At 71.3% G+C, this 16,132-nt stretch carries 17 protein-coding genes; 6 read left to right on the forward strand and 11 right to left on the reverse strand.

The window, feature by feature from the left end; genetic code table 11:
* Position 1 precedes the first annotated feature (1 nt).
* On the reverse strand, positions 2–1,213 hold the full coding sequence (locus tag FJM51_RS01130) for an NADP-dependent isocitrate dehydrogenase (protein WP_140452259.1): 1,212 nt from the start codon (positions 1,211–1,213) through the stop codon (positions 2–4).
* A gap of 162 nt (positions 1,214–1,375) precedes the next feature.
* On the opposite strand from FJM51_RS01130, the gene FJM51_RS01135 reads away from it, so the two are divergent.
* Positions 1,376–2,140 carry an RNA methyltransferase gene (locus FJM51_RS01135; protein WP_267901342.1) on the forward strand — a complete coding sequence of 255 codons (765 nt, stop codon included), beginning with the start codon at positions 1,376–1,378 and terminating at the stop codon, positions 2,138–2,140.
* A 15-nt stretch (positions 2,141–2,155) separates the two neighbouring features.
* Here FJM51_RS01135 and FJM51_RS01140 read toward each other — a convergent pair whose 3' ends face one another.
* From FJM51_RS01140 to FJM51_RS24660, 3 genes are read right to left on the reverse strand one after another with little or no spacing between them, the layout of a single operon-like run.
* Positions 2,156–3,121, reverse strand: a complete 966-nt coding sequence (locus FJM51_RS01140; RefSeq protein WP_140452260.1) for a tyrosine recombinase — start codon at positions 3,119–3,121, stop codon at positions 2,156–2,158.
* An 11-nt stretch (positions 3,122–3,132) separates the two neighbouring features.
* On the reverse strand, positions 3,133–4,695 hold the full coding sequence (locus tag FJM51_RS01145) for a hypothetical protein (protein ID WP_140452261.1): 1,563 nt from the start codon (positions 4,693–4,695) through the stop codon (positions 3,133–3,135).
* Positions 4,692–4,820 carry a hypothetical protein gene (locus tag FJM51_RS24660; RefSeq protein ID WP_267901343.1) on the reverse strand — a complete coding sequence of 43 codons (129 nt, stop codon included), beginning with the start codon at positions 4,818–4,820 and terminating at the stop codon, positions 4,692–4,694. Before FJM51_RS24660 ends, FJM51_RS01145 begins: the two co-directional genes overlap by 4 nt.
* Positions 4,821–4,935: 115 nt before the next feature.
* On the opposite strand from FJM51_RS24660, the gene FJM51_RS01150 reads away from it, so the two are divergent.
* The 3 genes from FJM51_RS01150 (at position 4,936) to FJM51_RS01160 (ending at position 7,839) form a co-directional block, all read left to right on the forward strand.
* Positions 4,936–5,547, forward strand: coding sequence for a shikimate kinase (locus tag FJM51_RS01150; protein ID WP_140452262.1), 612 nt, complete (start codon positions 4,936–4,938; stop codon positions 5,545–5,547).
* The gene (gene aroB, locus FJM51_RS01155; RefSeq protein WP_140452263.1) at positions 5,544–6,674 is read left to right on the forward strand and encodes a 3-dehydroquinate synthase; all 1,131 of its coding nucleotides are present in this window, start codon (positions 5,544–5,546) and stop codon (positions 6,672–6,674) included. Before FJM51_RS01150 ends, aroB begins: the two co-directional genes overlap by 4 nt.
* Positions 6,675–6,825: 151 nt before the next feature.
* A complete protein-coding gene (locus tag FJM51_RS01160) occupies positions 6,826–7,839 on the forward strand; it encodes a MipA/OmpV family protein (protein ID WP_140452264.1) in 1,014 nt (337 codons plus the stop codon).
* A gap of 6 nt (positions 7,840–7,845) precedes the next feature.
* On the opposite strand, the gene FJM51_RS01165 is transcribed toward FJM51_RS01160, so the two are convergent.
* The 5 genes from FJM51_RS01165 to secG all read right to left on the reverse strand — a co-directional run bounded on the left by FJM51_RS01165 (position 7,846) and on the right by secG (position 12,469).
* Complete coding sequence (locus tag FJM51_RS01165; protein WP_140452265.1) at positions 7,846–8,931, reverse strand: endonuclease/exonuclease/phosphatase family protein; 1,086 nt, start codon at positions 8,929–8,931, stop codon at positions 7,846–7,848.
* Positions 8,932–8,976: 45 nt separating this feature from the next.
* Positions 8,977–9,492, reverse strand: a complete 516-nt coding sequence (locus FJM51_RS01170) for a DUF421 domain-containing protein (RefSeq protein ID WP_140452266.1) — start codon at positions 9,490–9,492, stop codon at positions 8,977–8,979.
* Between the two features lie 128 nt (positions 9,493–9,620).
* The gene (locus FJM51_RS01175; protein ID WP_140452267.1) at positions 9,621–10,058 is read right to left on the reverse strand and encodes a tellurite resistance TerB family protein; all 438 of its coding nucleotides are present in this window, start codon (positions 10,056–10,058) and stop codon (positions 9,621–9,623) included.
* A 90-nt stretch (positions 10,059–10,148) separates the two neighbouring features.
* Positions 10,149–11,795, reverse strand: coding sequence for a CTP synthase (pyrG, locus tag FJM51_RS01180; protein ID WP_140452268.1), 1,647 nt, complete (start codon positions 11,793–11,795; stop codon positions 10,149–10,151).
* Positions 11,796–11,971: 176 nt separating this feature from the next.
* Complete coding sequence (secG, locus tag FJM51_RS01185; protein WP_140452269.1) at positions 11,972–12,469, reverse strand: preprotein translocase subunit SecG; 498 nt, start codon at positions 12,467–12,469, stop codon at positions 11,972–11,974.
* A gap of 217 nt (positions 12,470–12,686) precedes the next feature.
* Here secG and FJM51_RS01190 point away from each other — a divergent pair, with 217 nt between their 5' ends.
* Positions 12,687–13,880, forward strand: a complete 1,194-nt coding sequence (locus tag FJM51_RS01190; RefSeq protein ID WP_140452270.1) for an FAD-dependent monooxygenase — start codon at positions 12,687–12,689, stop codon at positions 13,878–13,880.
* A 48-nt stretch (positions 13,881–13,928) separates the two neighbouring features.
* On the opposite strand, the gene FJM51_RS01195 is transcribed toward FJM51_RS01190, so the two are convergent.
* Together FJM51_RS01195 and FJM51_RS01200 are read right to left on the reverse strand one after the other, a co-directional pair.
* A complete protein-coding gene (locus FJM51_RS01195) occupies positions 13,929–14,387 on the reverse strand; it encodes an Lrp/AsnC family transcriptional regulator (RefSeq protein ID WP_140452271.1) in 459 nt (152 codons plus the stop codon).
* A gap of 7 nt (positions 14,388–14,394) precedes the next feature.
* Positions 14,395–14,856: an Lrp/AsnC family transcriptional regulator gene (locus tag FJM51_RS01200; protein ID WP_140452272.1), complete on the reverse strand. Its 462-nt coding sequence runs from the start codon at positions 14,854–14,856 to the stop codon at positions 14,395–14,397.
* A gap of 132 nt (positions 14,857–14,988) precedes the next feature.
* Between FJM51_RS01200 and ilvC the strand changes: the two genes are divergently transcribed.
* Positions 14,989–16,011 carry a ketol-acid reductoisomerase gene (gene ilvC / locus FJM51_RS01205; protein WP_140452273.1) on the forward strand — a complete coding sequence of 341 codons (1,023 nt, stop codon included), beginning with the start codon at positions 14,989–14,991 and terminating at the stop codon, positions 16,009–16,011.
* Positions 16,012–16,132: the final 121 nt, after the last annotated feature.

The raw sequence follows: 16,132 nt of genomic DNA on the forward strand, positions 1-16,132 counted from the left end.
CTCAGGCCAGGGCCTTGTTGAGGTTCTCGTCGACCTTCTCGAGCCAGCCGGTCGTGGTCAGCCACTTCTGGTCCGGGCCGACGAGAAGCGCGAGATCCTTGGTCATGAAGCCCGACTCGACCGTGTCGACGACGACCTTCTCGAGCGTCTCGGCGAAGCGCAGCAGTTCCGCGTTGTCGTCGAGCTTCGCGCGGTGCTTCAGCCCGCCGGTCCAGGCGTAGATCGAGGCGACCGAGTTGGTCGAGGTCTCGTTGCCCTTCTGGTGCTCGCGGTAATGGCGGGTGACGGTGCCATGCGCGGCCTCGGCCTCGACGGTCTTGCCGTCGGGCGTCATCAGCACGGAGGTCATCAGGCCGAGCGAGCCGAAGCCCTGCGCCACCGTGTCGGACTGCACGTCGCCGTCGTAGTTCTTGCAGGCCCAGACATAGCCGCCCGACCATTTCAGCGCCGAGGCGACCATGTCGTCGATCAGCCGGTGCTCGTAGGTGATGCCGGCCTTCTTGAACGCGTCGGCGAATTCGGCGTCGAACACCTCCTGGAACAGATCCTTGAAGCGGCCGTCATAGGCCTTCATGATCGTGTTCTTGGTCGAGAGGTAGAGCGGCCAGCCGAGGTTCAGCGAGTAGTTCATCGAGGCGCGGGCGAAGTCGATGATCGACTGGTCGAGGTTGTACATCGCCATGGTGACGCCCGAGCCCGGCGACTTGAACACCTCGCGCTCGATCACCTCGCCATCCTCGCCGACGAACTTCAGGGTCAGCGTGCCCTTGCCCGGGAAGCGGAAGTCGGTCGCGCGGTACTGGTCGCCGAAGGCGTGGCGGCCGACGACGATCGGCTTGGTCCAGCCGGGCACGAGACGGGGCACGTTCTGGCAGATGATCGGCTGGCGGAAGATCACGCCGCCGAGGATGTTGCGGATCGTGCCGTTCGGCGACTTCCACATCTGCTTCAGGCCGAATTCCTCGACGCGGGCCTCGTCCGGCGTGATCGTCGCGCATTTGACGCCGACGCCGTATTCCTTGATCGCATTCGCCGCGTCGATGGTGATCTGGTCGTTGGTGCGGTCGCGTTCCTCGATGCCGAGGTCGTAGTATTTCAGGTCGATGTCGAGATAGGGCAGGATGAGCTTCTTCTTGATGAAATCCCAGATGATCCGGGTCATCTCGTCGCCGTCGAGCTCGACGACCGGGTTGGCGACTTTGATCTTGCTCATGAACCTTCCTTCCGGGCTTCCATCCGAACCAATTCCTTCGCTGCCTAGCCCATCTCGCGCCGCAAGAAAAGACGGTATACCGTGGCATACGTCATTCCGCCGCGCTCTTGTGGCCGGGGCCGGGCCCGCGTATGACCGCCGCTTGCGAGAGGGAGGCGTCGGGTGAACGCGGAGACGGAGCCAGGGGAAGAGCGCGCGGGACCGGTCTTCGTGCTGGTCGCGCCGCAGATGGGCGAGAACATCGGCGCGGCGGCGCGGGCGATGTGGAATTTCGGCCTCGACCGGATGCGGCTCGTGAGCCCGCGCGACGGCTGGCCGAACCCGAGGGCGGAGGCGATGGCGAGCGGCGCGGCGCGCGTGCTCGACCGGGTCTCGGTCTTCGAGGATACCAACGCCGCCTGCGCCGATCTCTCCTTCGTCTTCGCGACCACCGCGCGGGAGCGCGCGCTGACGCGCACCGTGATGACGCCGGCGCGCGCCATGGCCGAGGCGCGGGCGATGATCGCGGCGGGGGAGAAGGTCGGCGTGCTGTTCGGGCCGGAGCGCGCGGGGCTCGAGAACGCCGACATCGTGCGGTCGAACGCGGTCATCACCGTGCCGGTCAATCCGGAATTCGCCTCGCTCAACCTCGGCCAGACCGCGCTGCTCGTCGCCTATGAATGGATGCGCGCCGCGGACGAGACGGCGCCGGCCACCTACGCGCTGGCGGGCGCGAGCCGGGCGACGCGGATCGAGGTCGACAGGTTCCTCGAACATCTCGTCGCGAGGCTCGACGCGGTCGGCTTCTTCTTCCCCGAGCACAAGCGCGACAGCATGATCGTCAATCTCGAGAACCTGTTCCGCCGCGCGCCGCTGACGGACGTGGACATCCGCACGCTGCACGGGATCGTGCGCGCGCTCGCGGTCAAGGTTCCGGGGCGGAAGTAGGCGGAGGGGAGGCGCTCAGTCCGCCTCTCCGGACCGGGCCTCCTCCGGCGCGTCGGCGGGATCCTCGGCGAGCGGGTGGTGGTCGAGCACGAGGTCGCGCATCTTCGTCTCGAGCACATGGGTGTAGATCTCGGTGGTCGCGATGCTCGCATGGCCGAGCAGGGTCTGGATCACGCGCAGATCGGCGCCGTTGGCGAGCAGATGCGTCGCGAAGGAATGCCGGAGCGCGTGGGGCGAGACCGCGCCCGGATCGAGCCCGGCGAGGCGTGCGAGCTCCTTCAGCCGGATGAAGAAGGTCTCCCGGCCGAGATGGCCGAGCTTGCCGCGCGCCGGGAAGAGGAAGGGCGAGCCCGCGCGGCGCCCGGGCAGCGGGCCGTCCTGGGCCGCGTCGCGGAGTTCGAGCCAGGCGAGGATCGCCGCGCGCGCGGGGGGCGAGAGCGGCACCATCCGCTCCCGGCCGCCCTTGCCGCGCACGAGGATCATCCGCGGATCGCCCCTGACCGCGGCCACCGGCAGCGAGACGAGCTCGCTGACCCTGAGCCCGGTCGCATAGAGCAGTTGCAGCAGGCAGATGTCGCGCCGGCGCCGGGTCTCGTCGCGGCCATGGGCGTCGGCGGCCGCGATCAGCCTGTCGATCGCCTCCTCGCCCAGTTGCCGGGGCAGGGAGCGGGCGCGTTTCGGCCCCTTCACCGGCGCCGCCGGATCGTCCGGGCGCCAGCCTTCGAGATAGGCGAAGCGGTAGAGCTGGCGGATCGCCGAGAGCCTGCGGGCGCGGGTCGCCCGCGCCATGCCGCGGGTTTCGAGATCGACGATGTAGGATTCGATGTCCGCCCGGTCCGCCGTCGCGAGGTCGCGGTCGCGCGCGGTGAGAAAGGCCGTGAAATCCTCGATGTCGCGGGCGTAGGAGAGGACCGTGTTGCGGGCCGCGTCGCGCTCGGCCTGGATGGCTTCGAGAAAGCGGGGCAGCCAGCCGCGGGACATCGCCGGCTCCGTCAAGGCGCCGGCCGCGCGAGGAGGGTCTGGACGGCGATCTCGCGCGCCGCCTTCTCCTCGCCCGCCGCGCGGAGCGCGAAGAGCGCGGCGCGCAGCGAGGGCGGGTCGGCCTCGGCCCCGGCGGAGACGAGGTCGAGCGCCTCGAGGATCGTCTCGCCGATCTGGCCCGATTTCGCGAGTTCGGCGAGCCGCGTCTCGCGGTCGTCCGCCGGCGCGCCCGCCCCGAGCCCGGCGAGCGCCGCGCGGAAGCGTTCCGAAGGCGCGGGATCCTCGGGAACCGCCTCCGGCGCCCCGCCCGCGGCGACCGCGACCAGCGCGGTGAGCTGGCCGTTCCCGAGCGTGCGCGCCACCGCGTCCGCGGCCTCGGTCTCGCCCGCGAGGATCAGGAGTTCCGCGAGGCGCGCGCGGGCCGTCTCCGACAGCACCGCGGGATTGAGCACGCGCAGCGACTCCGCGTAGCCCTTGGCGAGCCCGACGCGAAGGCCGCGCGCGCTCATCGCGTCGTCCGCTGCGACGAGCGTGGCGCCGACGGTCTCGGCATAGCCCTTGGCAAGCGCGGCGTCGAAGGCCTGGATCGCGCGCGCGCGGTCCCAGACGCCCCCCGAGGCCGCCGGCTCGCCGCCGCGATAGGCGTCGAGCAGGCCGGAGGCGGTGAGCGAACCCGCGAGCCAGAGCCGTTCGGAGGCGTCGATGCGCGCGCGCATCGGCGCGTGCTCCTCGAGATCGCCGCGCAGGAAGGCGAGGGGCAGCGGCCCCGGGGGCCGGGGCAGGCCCACCGCCTCGCGCAGCAGGAAGTCGAGCGGGGTCAGCGGATCGGGGATCGGCGGATCCTCGGTCTCCTCGAACAGCACCGGATCGAGGAAGCGCGCCAGCAGTTCCTCCTGCGCGTCCGGGATCGAGCCCACGCCCTTGCCGAGCGTCAGCGTGATCTCCGCCGCGTTCCAGTCGCCGCCCCGCGCGAGGCAGAAGACGCGCGCGGGCAGGGTGGGCGAGAGCGAGGGATTGCCCTTCAGCGCGTCGCAGGCGGGCTCGGCCCGGTCGAGCAGCAGGCCGAGGTCGAACCAGCGCCGGAAGAGGTCGGGCGAATTGGGCCCCGCCGCCTCGACCAGCGCCTCGGCCTCGTCGAGCGCGCCCATGTCGAGCAGGCGGTCGATCCGCGCGATCAGGAGCGCGGATCCCGCGTCCGAGCCCGGCGGCGGATCGGCCTCGGCGAGCAGGATCTCGCGAAAGAGCGCGATCGCGGCGGGCACGCCCGACCCGCCCGCCCCGAGCACCAGGTCGCGCACCTCCGCGACCGCGCGCTCGCCCCAGAGGTCGCGGGGGAAACCCGTCCGTTCGGGCGGGAGCAGGCCGACCGCGTCGCGGCTGACATCGCCGAGCGGCGCGACGGTGATCGCGTCGGGATCGGCGGGCGCCTCGCCCCGGCCGGGCGGGGGCGGCGCCCCGGTGACGATGCTCTCGGAAAGCCAGGGAATGGCCGAGCGCGGCGCCTCCGCCATCGCGAGACCTGGCGCGAGGGCCGCGCAGGCGAGCAGCGGGAGGCATGCGCGGCGCGCGCTCACTTCGCCGTCACCGGCAGTTCGACCGGCCGCTTCGGCGCGGGCAGGTCGGAGAAGATCGCGTATCCGAGGATACCGATCACGCCAAGCACAAGGAGGCCCAGCACCGCCTTCAGCAATAGTCGCATGTCACCTGCTCGATCCCGCGGCTTCGGGGCCGCCGTTTTTCGCCGTCTGACCGGGTGCTGTCCCCGGCGCGGCCACCATGGACAATAGACCGGCCGAGGCGTTACAGCAATTCCGATGATCGAAGGACCCGGCCTGTTGCAGGAGCTGAAAGCGAAAATCCCGCGCTTGCGCCGCCCGCTGGTGCTGGTCGGACTGATGGGCGCGGGCAAGACGAGCGTCGGCAAGCGCCTCGCGCATCTGCTCGGCGTGGGCTTCGTCGATTCCGACGCGGAGATCGAGCGCGCGGCCGGGATGACCATCCCCGAGATCTTCGCGAAACTGGGCGAGCCGGCCTTTCGCGACGGGGAGCGGCGCGTGATCGCGCGGCTTCTCACCGAGCAGCCGGGCGTGCTCGCGACCGGCGGCGGCGCCTTCATCGAGCCGCGCACGCGCACCGAGATCGCGGCGCACGGCACCTCGGTCTGGATCCGCGCCGATCTCGAACTGCTCTGGGACCGGGTGCGCGACCGGCCGGGCCGGCCGCTGCTGCGCGCCCCCGATCCGAAGACGGTGCTGGGCGACCTGCTCGAGCGCCGCTATCCGATCTATGCCGAGGCCGACGTCGTCGTCGACAGCCGCCCCGGCGTGTCGCAGGAATGGATGGCGCGCGACATCGTGCGCGCCGTGCGGGAATGGGACGCGGGCCGTCCCGGAAGCCCCGCGACTTTCGAGGAGTGCGTGGGATGAGCGGACTGGCCGAGCGGGTCGAGACGGTCACGGTGCCGCTGGGCGCGCGCGCCTATGACATCCTGATCGGCCCGGGTCTGATCGACGCGGCCGGGGCGGCGGTCGCGCCGCTCCTGCGCCGGCCGCGGGTCGCGATCCTGACCGAGGAGCGCGTGGCCGCGCTCCATCTCGACCGGCTCGAAGCCGCGCTCCGCCGCGCGGGCATCGAGAGCGCCGCGCTCGAACTGCCGCCGGGCGAGGGCACGAAGGGCTGGCCGGGGCTGGAGCGCGCGGTCGAATGGCTGATCGCGAAGGAGGTCGCGCGCGACGATCTCGTGATCGCCTTCGGCGGCGGCGTCATCGGCGATCTCGGCGGCTTCGCGGCGGCGATCCTGCGCCGGGGCGTCGGCTTCGTCCAGATCCCGACCACGCTGCTCGCCCAGGTCGACAGTTCGGTCGGCGGCAAGACCGGGATCAATTCGAAACAGGGCAAGAACCTGATCGGCGCCTTCCACCAGCCCCGGCTCGTGCTCGCCGATACCGCGCTGCTCGGCAGCCTGCCGGAGCGCGACTTCCTCGCGGGCTACGGCGAGGTGGTGAAATACGGCCTGCTCGGCGACGCAGAGTTCTTCGGCTGGCTCGAGGCCAACGGCGCCGCGCTGGTGAGGGGCGATTCCGCGGCGCGCGCCCGCGCGGTGCGGCGGTCCTGCGAGATGAAGGCCGGGATCGTCGCCCGCGACGAGACCGAGCAGGGGGACCGCGCGCTGCTCAATCTCGGCCATACCTTCGGTCACGCGCTCGAGGCCGCGACCGGCTATTCCGACCGGCTGCTGCATGGCGAGGGCGTGGCGATCGGCTGCCTGCTGGCCTTCACCCTCTCCGCCCGGCTCGGCCTCTGCCCCCAGGAGGCGCCGAGCCGGGTCGCGGCGCATCTGGCGGCGATGGGCATGAAGCGCGACCTCGCCGACATCCCGGGCGAACTGCCCGACGCGGACGGGCTCGTCCGGCTGATGGCGCAGGACAAGAAGGTGCGCGACGGCCGGATCGCCTTCATCCTCGCCCGCGACATCGGCCAGGCCTTCGTCTCCCGCGCGGTCGATCCGGCGGCGGTCCGGGACCTGCTCGCCGAGGCGCTCGCGCGGCGGTGAACGCGCCTCCGCCCGCTCGGGTGGCGATCATGCTTGCGCCGGCGCGCGGCACCCGGCGATAAGGAATCCAGATCCTTGCGTGACTCGCGGAGCGATCGGCGTAGGATTGGCCGAGGAAGACCGAAGACCCCGGGGGGACACGCGCCTGCGAATGCTGTTCTGGACCGCCCCCGCTTCCACGGCCCTGGCCCGCGCGCTGGCACCCGCGGCGCGCGCCCTGATCCTCGGCGCGCTGCTCGCCGGGGCGGCGCGGGCCGAGGAGCCGACCCTGGCCGCCCCGCCGGCCGGCGGGGCGCCGGCGGTGGATCCGACGCCGGGAAGCTGGATCGGCACCGCCCATCCGCTCGATGATCTCTACGCGGACGTCTACGAACTGGTACGGCCCCCGGTCCTGGCACCGGGCGCGCGCACCACGGGGATCCTGCCCGCCTTCATCTACGGCAACGGGATGTTCGACGCGGAGCAGCCCGATTTCGTCGCGACGATCCGGGGCGGCGTGCGCTTCTCGCCGGCCTATTTCGGCTCCACCACGATCCGGAGCGGCCCCGACATCGGCCTGCGGCTCGACCGGCTCGAACTGCCCGGCGGGGTGACGCTCGGCTCGAACGACGCGGTGGGCTTCCTGCGCGGCTTCGGCCCCCGGCTCTCCGCGCGCTACATCCGCGCGCGGAACTCGGACGATTACGACGAGATCCGGGGGCTCGACGATGTGCCCTTCTCGCTGGAACTGGGCGGGGGCCTCGGCTACGAGCGCCACTACTATCGCGCCTATGCCGACCTGCGCTACGGCGTGATCGGCAACCATGCCTGGTCGGGCGAACTCGGCGCGGACGGGATCGCCTATCCCTACGAGGGGCTGACGCTGACGCTCGGCCCCCGGGTCTCCTTCGGCTCGCAGCGGTTCATGGACACCTATTTCGGCGTCTCCCCCTCCGAGGCCGAGACCTCGGGCCTGCCCGCCTACCAGCCGGGCTCGGGCGTCTACGGCGCCGGCATGGAACTCGGCGCGCGCTACCTCTTCAACGAGCGCTGGGGCATCGAGGGCGCGGCGCGCTGGACGCGGCTCACCAACGGGGCGGCGGATTCGCCGATCGTGGAGAACGGCTCGGACGACCAGTATACCGTGCGCTTCGACCTCTCGCGGCGCATCAGCCTGGATTTCTAGCGCGGCTCAGGGCGGCGCGTGACCGAGCAGCTTCCGCGTCCGGGCGACCGATTCCCGCACCTCGCCCTCCTGCTCCTCCGAAAGCGGCGCCGGCGGCGTGTTGAGCCGCCCGGCGAGCTCCGCGTCGAGCCGGATCACCGCCGCGATCGGGAAATGGTCGGAGCCGACGTAGCGCAGCCGTTCGAAGCCCACGACGGCCACGTCGGGCGTCGCGTAGAACTGGTCGATCGGGAAGCGCCAGAACGGCTTTTTCGCATCGAAACTCGCGAAGAAGCCGCGGCCGATCCGGGGATCGACATACTGCCCGACATGCTTGAAGAGCCGCGAGGTATCGGACCAGGCGACGTCGTTGAAATCACCCGTCACGATGAGTGGAACGCCGGATTTCGCGGCGAAGCGCGCGGCGTAGTAGATCTGGGCGTCGCGATCCCTGGTGCTCTGCCCGGGCATGGGCGGGCGGGGGTGCAGGCCGACGAAGCGGAAGGTCCGCCCGCCGGGGCCGGTCAGTTCGGCGAAGACCGAGGGCGTGTCGTCGGTGGTCAGCCGCGTGATCCGCGCCGCCTCGACCGGGAGCCGGGTCGCGAAGACCATGCCGTAGTGATTGTCCTTCGGCTCCCGCAGCACGGTGTCGTAGGTCTCCAGCACCGGCGCGAGCGCGTCGACCCATCTCTGGTCGGTCTCCATCAGGAGCAGGATGTCGGGCGCGCGCTCCCCGATCAGCCGCGCCACCGCGTCGTGGTCGCGGTTTTCCATCAGCACGTTCGCGGAGAGGATACTGACCGAATCCGGCGCGTCGGGGGCGAGGCCGATCTCGGTCGGGGCCAAGGGAGTATAGGGAAAGATCCGTGCGATCTGATAGCCGCAGGCGGCGATCATCAGCGCCGGGACGAGCCAGCGTCCCGGCCCGGGCAGCAGGAACAGCGCCGCGATCAGCATGGCGCCGCCGAGGATCGCGATCTGGAGCCGCGGGAAATCGAGGATCCGGACCCACCAGCGGTTGGAATCCCAGAGCGGGAGCAGCGTCGCCACGAGAATCGCGGACGTGGCGATCCAGATCGCGACCCGCGCGAGCCTCAGCGCCAGGTCAGCCATGCGCGCCACTCCGCCGGCGGCGTTCGGGGACGGGGGCCAGCACGGTCAGGCGCCCGCGCCGCGGACGTGCCGCAGGCTTTCGATCGGCCCGTCCGCTGTTCCGGTGACGACGCTGAGCGATCCGTCGGTCTCCAGCACCACGGCGCCGACCTCCGCGGGCGCCGACGCGCCCGCGCCGCGCATCGCCGCCAGGATCTCCTCCCGCGTGATCCGTTCGGCGCGGAGGGCCGAGTCGACGAAGGCGCCGCGGTAGAAGAGCAGGCTCGGCTCCGACTTCACCAGGTCCCGGAACCGGCGCGACCGGAGCGAAAGCGCGGCGACGCCGTATTGCAGCCCGCAGAGCAGCGCGAAGGCGAGAAGCGCCTCGGAGAGCGACACATCGCTGCTCAGGATCGCGGAGGCGAGCGTGGAGCCGAGCGAGACGGTGACGACGAGATCGAAGGCGTTCATCTTCGAGAGCGTGCGCTTGCCCGTCGTCCGGAGAAAAAGGATGAGCCCGGCATAGGCGAGGGCGCCGACGACCACCAGACGCAGCAGATCATACCACCCATCGAAGAACATCGCGCGCCTCCCCCTGGCAAGCCCTCCCGTTCGCGGATCGCATGCGCGCCCGCGCGGACCGGACCCCGGCTTGGCCAAAGCGCCGCCGGAGGTCAAGGGGGCTCGCGGAGCCCGGGACGGCGCGCGCCTTACCCCCGTTCCGCCCGCCGCCGCGCCAGCCCGCTCTCCTGATCGGAGACGCCGAGCAGGTTCGCCACGAGGCGCAGGACGCCGCGCTCCTCCGCGTCGATCCCGTCCGCGGCCGCGACGCGCCACAGCGTCTCGACCACGCCGACGCGCTCCTCGTAGGGCACGTCCTCCTTGACCACGCGCGTGAACTGCACCGTGTCCTGCGCGGAAGCCTCCGCCTCCTCCGCCTCGCCGCGGAGCCGGGCGACCTCCGCGGGTGGCAGGCGGTAATGCGCGGCGAGAAGCGCGTCGATGCGCGCGCGCTCGCGGTCGGAATAGCTGTCGTCGCTGCGGGCCACGCGCACCATCAGCGCGGCCATCGCGACGCGCGCGGAATCCGCCCCGAGCGGCCGGGCTCCGGGGATCGCGTTCAGGCGGCGCAGCAGATCGGCGAACATGGGCGTCTCGTCACGGGGAAGGGGTCCGCGCCAAGGAAAACCCGGAAGCGCGGGGAAAGACAAGAAAAGTCGCCGTGAACGCGCCGCGCCTCAGACGAGGCGCGACTGCTCGACCGCCGCGCGGATGAAGTCGGCGAAGAGCGGATGCGGGGCGAAGGGTTTCGACTTCAGCTCCGGATGGAACTGCACGCCGATGTACCAGGGGTGGCCCGGGATCTCGACGATCTCCGGCAGCCGCCCGTCCGGCGAGACGCCGGAGAAGCGCAGCCCGCAATCCTCGAGCTTCTCGCGATACTTTATGTCCACCTCGTAACGGTGCCGGTGGCGTTCGGAAATCGCCGTCGCGCCGTAGATCCCGGCGACCTGGCTCCCGTCCGAGAGCACCGCGTCATAGGCGCCGAGCCGCATCGTGCCGCCCTTGTCGTCGCCGACCTCGCGCTGGATGGTGCGGTTGCCCTCGACCCATTCCTTGAGATGGTAGATCACCGGCGTGAAGCGGCGCTGCCCGGCCTCGTGGTCGAATTCCTCCGACCCCGCGTTCGGCACGCCGAGCAGGTCGCGCGAGGCCTCGATCACCGCCATCTGCATGCCGAGGCAGATGCCGAGATAGGGCACCTTGCGCTCGCGCGCGAAGCGGGCGGCGTGGATCATCCCCTCGGTGCCGCGCACGCCGAAGCCGCCGGGGACGAGGATCGCGTGGTAGTCCTCGAGCAGCGGGGGGATCTCCTCGTCCTTCTCGAAGAGTTCGGAATCAAGCCATTGTGTGCGAACCTTCACCTTGTTCGCGATGCCGCCGTGGGTCAGCGCCTCGGCGATCGACTTGTAGGCGTCCTCGAGCTGGGTGTACTTGCCGACGATCGCGACCTTCACCTCGCCCTCGGGGTTGTGGATCCGGTCGACCACGGTCTCCCATTTCTCGAGATTGGGGCGCGGCGCCGGCGAGATGCCGAAGGCGTCGAGCACCGCCTGGTCGAGCCCCTCGCGATGATAGGCGAGCGGCGCCTCGTAGATCGACTTGAGGTCCTGCGCCGCGATCACGCTGTCGGGGCGCACGTTGCAGAAGAGCGCGAGCTTCTCGCGCTCCTTCTTCGGGATCGGTCCCTCGGAGCGGCAGACGAGCACGTCGGGGGCGATGCCGATGGCGCGCAGTTCCTTCACCGAATGCTGCGTCGGCTTGGTCTTGAGCTCTCCGCTCGCGGCGATGAACGGGAGCAGCGTCAGGTGCATGTAGATGCACTGGCCGCGCGGGCGCTCCTGGCCGAACTGGCGGATCGCCTCGAAGAAGGGCAGGCCCTCGATGTCGCCGACCGTGCCGCCGATCTCGCAGAGCATGAAATCGACCTCTTCCTCGCCGACCCGGAGGAAGTCCTTGATCTCGTTGGTGACGTGCGGAATGACCTGGATGGTCTTGCCGAGGTAGTCGCCCCGGCGCTCCTTCTCGAGCACGTTCGAATAGATCCGGCCGGAGGAAACGGAATCGGTCTTGCGCGCCGCGACGCCGGTGAACCGCTCGTAATGGCCGAGATCGAGGTCGGTCTCCGCGCCGTCGTCGGTCACGAAGACCTCGCCATGCTCGAAGGGCGACATGGTTCCCGGATCGACGTTGAGATAGGGATCGAGCTTGCGGAGCCGGACCGAATAGCCCCGCGCCTGCAAGAGCGCGCCGAGCGCCGCAGAGGCGAGGCCCTTGCCGAGCGAGGAGACCACACCGCCGGTGATGAATACGTATCGCGCCATGGAGATGAGGTTCCCGTGCCTTCGCTTCAGTCAGAATCAGGATGAAGCCGCGCTTCACGGGGCTCCATCCATAGGTGATCCGGCCCGCCTCCACAAGGGCGGCGGGCCGGATGGGGAGGGGTGTCGCAAGAGCCGGGGCCGGCCGCGGGCCCCGGTCGTGGCGGGCGCCCCGGCGCCTACCGCGCCGGGGGCGGAGTCGCCGGATCCTCGCCGGCCGGCGCCGGAGCGGGCGCGGCGGGCGTGGGCGCGGCGGGCGTGGGCGTGGCGGGAGCGGGCGTGGCGGGCGCGGGGGCGGCCGGCGTCGCCGCGCCATCCGCGTCCGGCGCCGGCGGCGGCGCGAGATCGGGGGCGGGCGCGGTCGGGGCGGGGGCCGGGGCCGGCACCTGGGGCTGCTCCGTCCGGAGCGGCGCCTCGACGCCGAGCCGGTCGAGCACCGATCCCGCGCCGCCCTCGCGCGCGGCGATGATCGTGAGCGCGATGCTCGTCACCACGAAGGCCGCGCCGAGCAGCCAGGTGACCTTGGAGAGCGCGGTGGCCGCGCCGCGGCTGGTCATCAGCCCGCCACCGCCGCCGCCGCCGACCCCGAGGCCGCCGCCTTCCGAGCGTTGCAGCAGCACGACGACGATCAGCGCGATCGCGATGATGAGGTGGATGGTCAGGATGATATTCTGCATCTCGCGGGCCTTCGCGCTCCGGGTCCGGGACCCTTTCCATACGCGCGGGCTTCTAGCGGAGGCTTCGGGGAATGTCGAATGTCATTTGCCACGCCGAAAACCGGTTTGCACCGGCCGCGCGGGAATGCTGTATCGGGGCGGGCGTGGAACGCGCGCGGCCCGGCCGGGTTCGGATCCCGGGGGCCGGTGCGATCCGGCGCCGCGGGGGAGGCGGGCGATGAACGGAATCGATGGCGATGTTCTGATCGCGGGCGGCGGCGTCGCGGGGCTGAGCGCCGCGGCGATTCTCGCCGCGCGCGGCTTCTCGGTGATCTGCGCCGATCCGGTGCCGCCGGTGACGAGCCCCGGCGCCGCGGGCGCCGATCCGCGCTCCACCGCCTTCCTCGGCCCCTCGGTCGCGCTGCTCCGGGGCTGCGGCCTCTGGGACCGGCTCGGAGGCGAGGCCGCGCCGCTTCGCGTGATGCGCATCGTCGACGCCGGGGGCGCGGCCGAGCGCCGGGCGGATTTCGACGCGGGCGAACTGGGGGCCGAGCCCTTCGGCTACAACCTCCCGAACTGGCTGCTGCGGCGGGAGATGGTCGCCCATCTCGAGGCGACGCCGGGCGCGCGGCTGCTGGCGCCGGCCCGGGTCGCGGGCGTCGTGGCGCGCGCGGATCGCGCCATGGTCCGGCTCGGCGACGGCGAAAGCCTGAGCGCGCGCCTGGTGATCGCCGCGGACGGGCGCGACAGCGGGCTGCGCGCGGCGGCGGGCATCGGCGCGCGGCGCTGGGGCTACGGGCAGAAGGGCCTCGTCTTCACCGCGCGCCACGACCGGCCGCACGACGGCGTCTCGACCGAGGTGCATCTCACCGGCGGCCCCTTCACGCTGGTGCCGCTGCCGGACGACGCGCGGGGTCATCGCTCCGCCGTGGTCTGGATGGAGCGGGGGCCGCGGGCGCTCGAACTCGCCGCGATGCCCGAGCAAGACTTCGAGGCGGAGATGAACGCGCGCTCGGCCGGCGTGCTCGGGCGGCTCACGCTCGAAGGCGGCCGCGCGGTCTGGCCGATCGTCGCGCAGATCGCCGACCGGCTCGACGCGCCCCGGATGGCACTGATCGCCGAGGCCGCCCATGTCGTGCCGCCGATCGGGGCGCAGGGGCTCAACATGAGCCTCGCCGACATCGGGACGCTCGCCGACCTGCTCGCCGCCGCGCGCGACGCGGGCGAGGATATCGGCGCGCCCGCCGTGCTCGCCCGCTATCACCGCGCGCGCCACGGCAGGGTGCTGGCGCGCATCCTCGGCATCGACGCGCTCAACCGCGCCGCGATGGCGGAGGCGCGGCCGCTCCGCCGGCTGCGGCGCCTCGGCCTCGGTGTGCTGAGCGGCGTCCCGCCGCTTCGCCACGCCGCGATGCGCCTCGGCCTCGGGTAGGGCGGACCTCGGTCCGCCTTCCGCTGCGGCGCCAGAACGCCCGCCCCCTCAGAGCGGCGGCGGCGCGTTCTTCTCCTCGCGCAGCATCACGTTCGACTCGACCTGGCCCACGCCCGGCAGCGTCATGATCCGCCGCCGCAGGATCCGCTCGAAATCGCTCAGGTCGCGGGCGACGACGCGCAGCCGGTAATCGTGGACCCCGATCACCTGCTGGACCAGCTGCACCTCGGGGATCGCCTGCACCGCGCGCTCGAAGGTCTCGAGATCGAGCCGGCCCTTGGCCGCGAGCTTCACGCCGAGAAAGACCACGACCCCGAAGCCGAGCTTCTCCCGGTCGAGGATCAGGCTCCGCCCCCGGATCACCCCCGCCTCCTCGAGCCGCCGGATCCGCCGCCAGGCCGCGGGCTGGCTGAGGCCGACCCGCAGCCCGACCTCCTTCGCGCCGAGCGCGCCGTCGGCGAGCAGGGCGCGCAGGATGGCGCGGTCGGTATCGTCGATTTCCGCCATGCTCTCCTCAGATCGGCAGCCGCGCGCTGTTCTTCAGCTCCGAGACCAGCATCAGCGCGTCGATCTCGGCGATGTGAGGCAGGGCGAGGATCCGGTCGCGGTAGATCTCCTGGTAATGCGCCAGATCGCGCGCGACCACGTCCATCCGGATGTCGACGCGCCCGAGCAGCGTCTCGATCGCGATCACCTCCGGCAGCGCGCGCGCGGCGGCGAGGAAGTCGTCGAAGGCATGGCTCGCCGCCTTGTCGAGCACGACGCGCAGGAAGACCCGCACCTCGTAGCCGAGCGCGCGCGGATCGATGTCGATCGCCCGGCCGAGGATCACGCGCGCGCGCTCCATCTTCTCGATCCGGCGCCAGCACGCCCCGGCGGAGACGCCGGCGCGCTCCGCGAGCTCGGTGACGGGCAGGCCCGCCTCCTCCTGCAGGAGCCGGAGCAGCCGGCGGTCGATGTCGTCGAGGCTGTGCATGGATTCTCCGGAGAACGCCGTTCCCGCGAATGGAATTTCCGGATTTCTAGCAGATGCCGCGAAAATAGAAACCCGATTGCGCGGGAGGCGCCTATGCTCCCGGCACGAAACCGAGAGTGGAGGGAAACCACCATGCGCGTCTATTACGATCGCGACTGCGACATCAATCTGATCAAGGACAAGAAGGTCGGCATCGTCGGCTACGGGTCGCAGGGCCACGCCCATGCGCTCAACCTGCGCGATTCCGGCGTGAAGAACGTCGCCGTCGCGCTGCGCGAGGGCTCGCCCTCGGCGAAGAAGGCCGAGGGCGAGGGGCTGAAGGTGATGGGCATCGCCGAATGCGCCGCCTGGGCCGACGTGCTGATGATGACCATGCCGGACGAGCTCCAGGCCGACACCTACCGCAAGTACATCCACGACAACCTGCGCGAGGGCGCGGCGATCGCCTTCGCCCATGGCCTCAACGTGCACTTCGGCCTGATCGAGCCGAAGAAGGGCGTCGACGTGATCATGATGGCGCCGAAGGGTCCGGGCCATACGGTGCGCGGCGAATTCGTCAAGGGCGGCGGCGTTCCCTGCCTCGTCGCGGTCGAGAACGACGCCTCGGGCAACGCGCTCGAGATCGCCAAGTCCTACTGCTCGGGCATCGGCGGCGGCCGGTCGGGCATCATCGAGACCAACTTCCGCCAGGAATGCGAGACCGACCTCTTCGGCGAGCAGGCGGTGCTCTGCGGCGGCCTGGTCGAGCTCATCCGCATGGGCTTCGAGACGCTGGTCGAGGCCGGCTACGAGCCCGAGATGGCCTATTTCGAGTGCCTGCACGAGGTGAAGCTGATCGTGGACCTGATCTACGAGGGCGGCATCGCGAACATGAACTACTCGATCTCGAACACGGCCGAGTACGGCGAATACGTGTCGGGCCCGCGCGTCCTGCCCTACGCGGAGACCAAGGCGCGGATGAAGGAGGTCCTGCGGGACATCCAGACCGGCAAGTTCGTGCGCGACTTCATGCAGGAGAACGCGGTCGGACAGCCGTTCTTCAAGGCGACGCGCCGCCTCAACGACGAGCACCAGATCGAGCAGGTCGGCGAGAAGCTCCGCGGCATGATGCCCTGGATCTCGTCGGGCAAGATGGTCGACAAGTCGCGGAACTGAGGCGCGGCGCTGGGCGGGCGTTTTACGCGCGCCCGGCTCGGAGACGGCGGACCGAGGTCCGCCCTACGGTCCGGTGGCGCATGCATCGCCCGCGCCCCCGAGCCGTGCCCGCGTAGGGCGG

This window comes from Amaricoccus solimangrovi, from assembly GCF_006385685.1.
GTDB lineage: Bacteria > Pseudomonadota > Alphaproteobacteria > Rhodobacterales > Rhodobacteraceae > Amaricoccus > Amaricoccus solimangrovi.